Below are 4,687 nucleotides of genomic sequence, written 5' to 3'. Positions count from 1 at the left end.
CCCTTCCTTCCTTACGCATCCCTCACTCTCCGCCCCCCGCCCCCACCCCCCCCCCCCCCCCCCCCCCCCCCCCCCCCCCCCCCCCCCCCCCCCCCCGGTCGCTCCCGGCCGGCTCCCCTCGGCGGGATCCGGCACGCCCTCCCGGTTGCCCGGGTCACCCCCCGGCCGGCCGCCGTGAGGACCTCCGGCGGACGGCGGGCCGTCTCGGCGCCCTCGGACGGCCCGTCCGCGAAGAGCACTTCGGGGCGGTGCGGCAGGTCGGCGGAGCCAGTCCTCCCGCGCACGCCGGTCGAGTGGCCGGCGACGGGCTCGTGCCGGCCCGGGACTGCCGGGACTGCCGGGACTGCCGGGACTGCCGGGACTGCCGGGACTGCCGGGCGGCGGCCCTACCGGTCGCTCCCGCACGCGTAGGCCAGGGGCGGGACCAGTTCCTCCGCGCCCGGCAGCCACCGGTTCGCCGGGGTCGGACGGCAGGCCCACTGCACGGCCCCCCGGGACCCGACCCGCGTGGGCGGCGCGGCGACGTACCCGCCCTCGCCCAGCACCGTCAGATCGAGCGAGGACGGCGCCCAGCCCAGTGCCCGCAGCAGGCCCGGCACCTTCGCCGTCGCGCCCGGCAGCACGAAGAACTCCATGCGCCCCCGGGGCGTCAGGGTCACCGGCCCGGGCGGCAGCCCCATCCGCCGCATCCGGGCCAGGGCCAGGAACCCGGCGGTCTCGGGGACCGAGACCGCGTCGAACGCGTGGCCCGTGGGCAGCAGGATCGAGGCGGCCGGCCGCTCCCGCCACATGCGGCGGACGGCGGTGGCGCTGCCGGTCGCCCGGGCCGCCCAGTCGGGTCCGGCCGGGTGTGCGCCGGGCGCGGGGCACGCGGCGTCACCGCACGAGCAGCGGTGCGTCCCGCCCGCGGTCTCCAGCCAGGTGCCCGGGAACACGTCCCAGTGCCGCTCCTCGACGTAGCGAACTGCGGTGTCCAGCAGCGATGCCCCGCGCTGCGTCGGGATCTGTGCGGCTCCGGTGCCCGGGATCGTCTCTTCCACGATGAACACAACTACGGCCGTCACCGGGGGTTACGCCCGCGGGCATGCGCGGGGGAGGAGCACCGGCCCCGGGCCGGGGCGCATGGGTGCATGTGCGGGGGCGCGCATGAGGATCGGCGTCTCCTGATGGGTAACCACGAGGAGGGCCGGCATCAGCCGTTATCCCGGCAAGCTTCGCAAAACTGGCATTACCGGTACAGCGGTGGGGCATTGATCTTCACGTCCGTACTTCCCGCCGGGACGCGGGAGGCACGGCCGCGCAAGACACGTCAACTCGGTGCGCGGGCAGGCACCGCAGCCTCAGGGGGTACGCCATGGCCGCAAGGCCTCTCGTCGCGCGGCAGCCGAACGAACGGCTGCAGGCGCTCATCCAGGAAGCCGGCTGCTCCAACGCCGGACTGGCCCGCAGGGTCAACATGTGCGGCGCCGAGCACGGCCTCGACCTGCGCTACGACAAGACGTCGGTGGCCCGGTGGCTGCGCGGACAGCAGCCGAGGGGCCGGGCGCCGGCGATCATCGCGGAGGCGCTGGGCCGCAAACTGGGCCGCACGGTCACGATCGACGAGATCGGCATGGCCAACGGCAAGAACCTCGCGGCGGGCGTCGGCCTCCAGTTCTCGCCGACGGTCCTGGGGGCCGTCGAGCAGGTCTGCGAGCTGTGGCGCAGCGACGTGGGCCGGCGGGACTTCCTGTCCGGCTCCTCCGTCGCCGCCTCCGCGCTGGTGGAGCCGAGCCGCGACTGGCTGATCTCCACGCCCGACGCGCAGGTGGCGCGCTCGGCCGGGCCGCGCGTGGGCCGGTCCGACGTGGCGGCCGTGCGGTCCATGACGCAGGCGCTGGTGGACCTGGACCACCAGTACGGCAGCGGGCACGTGCGCCCGGTCGTCGTGCACTACCTCAACAGCGTGGTCTCGGGCCTGCTGGCGGGGTCGTACCGGGAGGCCGTCGGGCGCGAACTGTTCGCCGCCGTCGCGCGGTTGACCGAGCTCGCCGGGTACATGGCCGTCGACACCGGGCAACCGGGCCTGGCCCAGCGCTACTACATCCAGGCGCTGCGGCTGGCGCAGGCGGCCGGGGACCGCGGGTACGGCGGGTACGTGCTCGCCGCCTCCATGAGCCACCTGGCCGCACAGCTCGGGAACCCGCGCGAGATCGCCCAGTTGGCACGCGCGGCGCAGGAGGGCGCGCGGGGGCGCGTGACTCCCCGCGCGGAGGCGATGTTCCACGCGGCGGAGGCGCGCGGGCACGCGCTGATGGGCGACGTGCACGCCGCGTACGAGGCGGTCGGGCGCGCGGTGAGCGCCATGGAGGCGGCCGACGCGTCCTCCGGGGACGACCCGGCGTGGATCGCCCACTTCGACGAGGCCTACCTGGCCGACGAGCTGGCGCACTGCCACCGCGACCTCGGGCAGGCCGAGGCCGCCGCCCGGTACGCCCGGGAGGCCCTGGTCGGCCACCCCGAGTCGCGGGCGCGGCGGCGGGCGATCGGCTACGTGCTGCTGGCCACCGCCCAGGTCCAGCAGCGGGAGGTCGAACAGGCCTGCGCCACGGGGCTGAAGGCGGTGGAACTGCTCGACGGGCTCAGGTCCGACCGGGGCGCCGCCTACCTGGAGGACCTCCGGCAGCGCCTGGAGCCGTACCGGGAGGAGTCGGTGGTCCGGGAGTTCGGGGCGCGCGTGGAGTTCCGGGCGGCCGCCTGAACACCGGGGGCGCGGGGGGTGGACGCGTGAGGCGGGCGCGGCCGGAGCGGGGCAGGTGACGTAATCAGCGTACGGGGAGCCGGTTTTGTTACCGCGCTCACAGGGCAGGAGGTCAGGTTCGGTGCTGCGTGGCATCGGCCTCGGGGGACCCGGTAGCGTGAGCCGACGATTCACAAGGTCCCCCATTGGTAGGAGTCCCGGTGACGCAGAGCGGACAGGGCGAGGAGCCCTCGGCGCGCCCCGCGCACGAAGGCATCGTGCTGCCCTCCGACGGCGGTGAACCCCTGCTGCCGAGCATGACGGCCGGCCCCGGCGCCGCGGACGGCCGGCACCCCGCCGGACCGCCCCCGGCTCCGTCCGCGGGCCAGGCCTGGGGCGGCGCGTGGGGCTCCGGGCAGCAGTCGCCCGCCCCGCCGCCCGGCCAGGACTGGCAGTCCCCGCCCGATCCGCGGTGGGGCGCCCGGGAGCAGCAGGCCGCCTGGGGCGCGCAGGGCCCGTCCGGCGCGTTCGCGGGCCGACCGGGACCCGGCCCGCTGCCGCCCGAGGGGGCCCCGCCCCCGGGCTCCGGATACGGCGGCCACCCCGGCGGCCACCCCGGCGGAGGCGGCGTCCACGGCGGCCCGGGAGCCCCGCTGCCGCCCCAGCACGGCGCCCCCTACGGCGCGTCCGCCGCGGACGCGTACGGCACCCCGCCCGCCGGCGCGCCGCTGCCGCCGGTGTCGCCGGAGGGTGCGACCCAGTACCTGCCGCCCGTCCCGGGCGCACCCGACGGGGCGGAGGGGGCCACCCAGTTCCTGCCGCCGGTGCCCGCCGGCGGCGACGAGGCGGCGACCCAGTACATACCCCCGGTGGGCCCGGGCGCGCTGCCGCCCGAGACGCCCGCCGGACACGACCCCGAGACGACCCGGTTCCTGGGCCGGCGGGACGTGCCCGGCGCGGGCGCCGCACCGCTGCCGTCGGCCGGCCACCCCGACGCCGAGGCCACCCAGTACATCCCTCCCGTGACCGACCGGGCGGCCGGCCCGGCCCACGACGACGGCAGCCGGCAGCCGCCCGCCGAGTTCGACAACCTCTTCCGCGCCGAGGGCGACGACCGGGCCGGCTCCACCCAGCAGCTCCCGCGCGTCGAGTACGGCGCGCCCGCGCAGGCGGCCCCGCCCGGCCCGGGCGGCGGCCGGAGGGCCGCCCACGACGGCGGCCGGGGCGGCGGCCGGGGCCGGACCGGTTCACGGGTGCCGCTGCTCGCGGCGGTCGGCGTCGGCATCGCGGTGCTCGGCGTCGGCGCGGGCGCGCTGCTCGGCGGCGGCGGGAGCGACGGGGACGGGAAGAAGCAGCCGGTCTCCGCCACCGCTCCCGCGAGCGAGCAGCCCTCCGCCCCGGCCTCCCCCTCGCCGTCCGTCGACCCGGCCCGTCAGCAGGCCGTCGAGCTGGACAAGCTGCTGGCCCACAGCGGCGACAGCCGGACCGCCGTGATCAACGCGGTGGCCGACGTGAAGGCCTGCCGCAACCTCGACCAGGCGGCCAAGGACCTGCGGGACGCGGCCCGGCAGCGCAACCAGTTGGTCACCGACCTCTCCGGCCTCTCCGTGGACAAGCTGCCCGACCACGAGGCGCTGACCGCCTCGCTCACCAAGGCGTGGCAGGCGTCGGCGGCGGCCGACAACCACTACGCGGCCTGGGCCGACCAGGTCGCCGGCAAGAAGGGCTGCAAGAAGGGCCAGGCCCGCACGACCGGCCAGACCCAGGCCGGCAACCGGGCCAGCGGCACCGCGACCGCCGAGAAGACCAAGGCGTCCAGGCTGTGGAACGCCATCGCCCAGCAGCACGGCCTGCCCCAGCGCCAGCCGACCCAGCTGTGACGGGCCCAGGGAGGGAGGAGGGGGGGGGGGGGGGGGGGGGGGGGCGGGGGGGGGGGGAGGGGGGGGGGGGGGGGGGGCCGGCCCCCAT

Annotated in this window: 3 protein-coding genes; 2 read left to right on the top strand and 1 reads right to left on the bottom strand. The window is 77.6% G+C overall.

The genetic code is table 11. The features are described 5' to 3' along the window. Positions 1 to 386: 386 nt before the first annotated feature. Positions 387 to 1,049: a bifunctional DNA primase/polymerase gene (locus ACZ56B_RS03415; RefSeq protein WP_468785739.1), complete on the bottom strand. Its 663-nt coding sequence runs from the start codon at positions 1,047 to 1,049 to the stop codon at positions 387 to 389. A gap of 305 nt (positions 1,050 to 1,354) precedes the next feature. On the opposite strand from ACZ56B_RS03415, the gene ACZ56B_RS03410 reads away from it, so the two are divergent. Continuing rightward, complete coding sequence (locus ACZ56B_RS03410) at positions 1,355 to 2,740, top strand: transcriptional regulator (protein WP_468785737.1); 1,386 nt, start codon at positions 1,355 to 1,357, stop codon at positions 2,738 to 2,740. 200 nt (positions 2,741 to 2,940) lie between these two features. After that, positions 2,941 to 4,599, top strand: a complete 1,659-nt coding sequence (locus ACZ56B_RS03405) for a hypothetical protein (RefSeq protein ID WP_468785735.1) — start codon at positions 2,941 to 2,943, stop codon at positions 4,597 to 4,599. Positions 4,600 to 4,687 lie beyond the last annotated feature (88 nt).

This window comes from Streptomyces sp. NPDC034670 (genome assembly GCF_055574875.1).
The sequence above is the reverse complement of the archived record's forward strand: the minus strand, read 5'-3'. Positions and strand labels throughout refer to the sequence as shown.

Excerpts from the sequence above, each read along its gene's own strand:
- ACZ56B_RS03410 (WP_468785737.1), top strand. The coding sequence starts at position 1,355 with ATGGCCGCAAGGCCTCTCGTCGCGCGGCAGCCGAACGAACGGCTGCAG.